The following is a 3897-nucleotide window of genomic DNA, read 5'->3' as shown; positions in this document are numbered from 1 at the left end:
GATCTCGGCACCATCGCCTACGCCTTCTCCGACCGCCGCTGAGGCTGCTGCCGCTGGGTGCGGCAGCCGTGCCAGTTCCTGCAGTGCTTACTTGCGTGCCAGACGCGTCGGGCGGATCTTGGTGCCCTTGACCGCGTTGCCACGCGATTCCGCCGCTGCGAGCTGCCGTGCGAGCTTGCGGCCCGCCTTGCCTGCCGCCGCCAGTTCACGCCGCGAAGCGCCGGCTTCCTTGACCGGCTGCCAGATCACGAGCGACTGCGCCTTCTTGAAGCGCGTCTCGTCGTCGATGTGGTTCCAGTGGGCGATCTGCGTGGCCGTCACGCGGTAACGCTTGGCCAGCGCGAGCACGGTGTCGCCCTTGCGCGCCTTGATCGCCACCTTGCGCAGCGGCGGCAGATCCGGCGCCAGCGCCATGTGGGCGTTGTCGGCGACGTGTTCCGGCACATCCTGGACGCGCTGTTCGTTGCGTTGCACCAGGAGCGTGGAACCTGCCTTGACCAGCATCTTCGGCGGGATGTGGTTCATCTCGCGCAAAGCGGCTTCGCTCATCCCGGCTTGGCGGGCGGCTTCGGCGCTGCGCATCGTGCTGGGCACGACCCACGCCGTCCAGCTCGCCAGCGGCCCACGGAACTCGCCCAGGCGGCGGATGAAGCCCCCCGCGTTGTCGTAGGGCAGCAGCACCTGCGGCGTGCCAGCGGCCAGGATGACCGGCTTGTTCATCTGCGGATTGAGCGCCTTGAACTCGTCCAGCGGCATGCCCGCCAGCCGCGCGGCCACCGCCACGTCCATGTCCCGGCGGATCGGCACGCTGACGAAGTAGGGGTGGTTTTCCAGCGGAGGCAGCGTCAGGCCGAAGTCCTGCGGGGCCATCACGATGTTCTTGACCGCCTGGAACTTGGGCACGTAATGCCGCGTCTCGGCCGGCATGGTCAGGCTCTCGTAGTCGGTCGGCAATCCTGCGCGCTGGTTGCGCTCGATCGCACGCTTGACGTTGCCTTCGCCCCAGTTGTAGGCCGCCAGCGAGAGCTGCCAGTCGCCGCCGAACATCTTGTTCAGGCGACCCAGGTAGTCCAGCGCGGCGCGGGTCGAGGCCAGCACGTCGCGCCGGTCGTCGCGGAACATGTTCTGCTTGAGCGCGTAGTCCTTGCCGGTCAGCGGCATGAACTGCCACATGCCGGAGGCGCGCGCGGAGGACATGGCCTGCGGATTGAACGCGCTTTCGATGAAGGGCAGCAGCGCCAGCTCGGTCGGCATCTTGCGGCGTTGCAGCTCCTCGACGACGTGGAAGAGGTAACGCGAGCCACGCTCGGTCATGCGCTTGACGTAGTCGGGGCGGCTGGCGTACCAGCGTTCGTGGTCACGCACCAGATCGCTGTCGAGCGTGGGCATGCCGAAGCCGCCGCGCACACGGCCCCACAGATCCTTGCGGGCGTTCACGTCGCCCAGCACCATCGTCTGGCCGCTCAGCGGGTCTTCCAGCGGACCCACGGCGTCGCGGGGGTCTTCGGCGCCAAGTGCCTGCGCCGCAGGCCGCACCGCCACCGGATCAATGCCCGGCACCGGCGACAGCGGCCCTTCGGCACGGGCGAGGGCAGCGGGCAGGTCCTTGGCGCCAACGGTCGTGACCATCGGCGGCGGCTTGACATCGGTCTGGGTCTGCAGCGCGCTGGTGTAGGTGCCGTTGTCGGGCACCGAGGCGCAGCCGGTCAGGGCCAGCACCAGCGCCGACAGGGCGAAGGTGGTCGAGCGGGAGCGGGCATCACGGGTCATTGAAACTGGTCTTTCCATCGTCGTATCGTCGCAAGCACCGACACCGGATCCCGGCCATCGGCGCCTCGTGCGACCGCTGAAGCGATCACGTCCGGCTGGTCGCAACGCAAATAAGGGTTGATCTGCCGCTCCCGCCCGATTGTCGAGGGCAAGGTGGGGAGACCGCGTTCACGCAAGGACTGGCACTCGGCCTGGTACGCCGCCAGGGCGGGGCCGTGCGGCTCGACTGCGCGCGCGAAACGCAGATTGGCCAAGGTGTATTCGTGGGCGCAGCAGACCAGCGTCTCGGCTGGCAGTGCGGCGAAGCGGCTCAACGACGCATGCATCTGCGCGGGCGTGCCTTCGAACAGACGGCCACAGCCGCCCGAGAACAGCGTATCGCCGCAGAACAGGACCGATCCGGTGAAATACGCCAGATGCCCGAGCGTGTGGCCCGGAACCGCCATCACGTCGATGTTCAGACCCAGGCCCGGCAGGTCAATGCGGTCGCCGTCATGGACTGGAATCACCGGCACAGGCATCGGCTCGTTGCCCGGACCCCAGACCTGCGCCGCCACTGCGCGCGGATGGTCGAGCAGCGTCCGCAGACCACCGACATGATCGGGATGCTTGTGGGTCACTAGAATGCCCGAGAGCCGCAAGTCGGCACGGTCCAGTGCGGCAATGACCGGCGTCGCGTCTCCCGGATCGACCACCACCGCCTCGCGGCCGTTGTGGAGCATCCAGAGATAGTTGTCGTCGAAGGCGGGTAGGGATAGCAGATTCATGGCGCAGGATTCGCGGATTATAGAGAGAGCCCCTTGGTTGAAAGCCCCTGCTGGCCGCTATCTGCTGGCCTGGGAGCAGCAGCAGCTCGACCGTGTGGTGGCCGACATCTTCGGCTACCACGCCGTGCAGGTTGGCTGGCCGATGGTGCAGGCGCTGCGCTGCAGCCGCATCAGCCACCGCTGGCTGCTCAATGACGGGCAGCTCGATGCCGATCTGGGCGGCGGGGAAGGTGCGCTGCCGGTCAGTGTACTCACCGACTACGACACGCTGCCTTTCCCCAGCAACAGCCTCGATCTCGCCGTGTTGCCGCACACGCTGGAGATGACGGCGGATGCCCACCACACCCTGCGCGAGGTCGAGCGCGTGCTGATGCCGGAAGGTCGCGTGGTCATCGTCGGCTTCAATCCGACCAGTCTGTGGGGCCTGTGCCACCAGCTCGACACCATCGGGCGCCGGGTCGGCATGACCAGCCCGGTGATGTCCGAAACGGGCGAATTCATCGGCCCGCGGCGGCTGCGGGACTGGTTGCGGTTGCTGGGATTCGAGATCGAATCGGGGCATTTCGGGTGCTATCGTCCGCCTTTTGCCTCGCAGGGGTGGCTGGACCGCAGTGCGTGGTGGGACCAGGCGGGCGAGCGGTGGTGGCCGGTGTTCGGCTCGGTCTACGTGCTGACCGCCGTCAAGCGGGTGCGTGCGATGCGCCTGCTCGGCCCGGAATGGAAACGCAAGCGCCGCGTGGGGACAGCGCCCGCCGCCGTCGCCCAGCGCCAGCCGCACACGACCCCTGGCACCTCCCGGAACACGACTGAATAGCCAAGCGCACTGCATGACCGAAGACACCGTTTCCCCCTCCGCGGCGGCCAAGCCCGCGCTGTCCGTGACCCGACCGCAGGTGGTCATCTACACCGATGGCGCCTGCAAGGGCAATCCCGGCCTGGGTGGCTGGGGCGCCTGGTTGCAGAGCGGCGACCACGACAAGGAACTCTTCGGTGGCGAGCCGAACACGACCAACAACCGCATGGAGATGACCGCGGTGATCGAGGCGTTGGCGAGCCTGAAACGCACCTGTGACATCGTGCTCTACACCGACAGCGAGTACGTCAAGAACGGCATCACCACCTGGATCCACGGGTGGAAATCGCGGGGCTGGAAAACCGCCGCCAAGCAACCCGTGAAAAACGCCGATCTCTGGCAGCGCATGGACGCGCTGTCGCAGTTGCACAAGGTCGAGTGGCGCTGGGTCAAGGGGCATGCGGGGGATCCGGGCAACGAAAAGGCGGATGCGCTGGCCAACCGCGGGGTGGAAGCGGCCCGCCGGTAGCGCCAAGACCCGCCTTCGCGGGCATGACGGGTTTTGAT

General features: G+C 67.5%; 4 protein-coding genes. 2 read left to right on the top strand and 2 right to left on the bottom strand.

Annotated elements, in window-relative coordinates:
• Nucleotides 1–87 precede the first annotated feature (87 nt).
• Both QZW52_RS18820 and gloB read right to left on the bottom strand, forming a co-directional pair.
• Nucleotides 88–1770: a transglycosylase SLT domain-containing protein gene (locus QZW52_RS18820; protein WP_294001605.1), complete on the bottom strand. Its 1683-nt coding sequence runs from the start codon at nucleotides 1768–1770 to the stop codon at nucleotides 88–90.
• Entirely contained in the window at nucleotides 1767–2537 is a 771-nt protein-coding gene (gene gloB / locus QZW52_RS18815) for a hydroxyacylglutathione hydrolase (protein WP_294001604.1), read from the bottom strand. Before gloB ends, QZW52_RS18820 begins: the two co-directional genes overlap by 4 nt.
• Before the next feature lie 37 nt (nucleotides 2538–2574).
• On the opposite strand from gloB, the gene QZW52_RS18810 reads away from it, so the two are divergent.
• Both QZW52_RS18810 and rnhA read left to right on the top strand, forming a co-directional pair.
• Nucleotides 2575–3351: a class I SAM-dependent methyltransferase gene (locus QZW52_RS18810; protein ID WP_363227067.1), complete on the top strand. Its 777-nt coding sequence runs from the start codon at nucleotides 2575–2577 to the stop codon at nucleotides 3349–3351.
• A 13-nt stretch (nucleotides 3352–3364) separates the two neighbouring features.
• Complete coding sequence (gene rnhA / locus QZW52_RS18805; protein ID WP_294001600.1) at nucleotides 3365–3859, top strand: ribonuclease HI; 495 nt, start codon at nucleotides 3365–3367, stop codon at nucleotides 3857–3859.
• Nucleotides 3860–3897 lie beyond the last annotated feature (38 nt).

The organism is Sphaerotilus sp. (assembly GCF_013299175.1).
In the GTDB taxonomy this organism is placed as follows: Bacteria; Pseudomonadota; Gammaproteobacteria; order Burkholderiales; family Burkholderiaceae_C; genus Sphaerotilus.
Note: the sequence above shows the minus strand (reverse complement) of the source record. Positions and strands in the feature narration are given on the sequence as shown.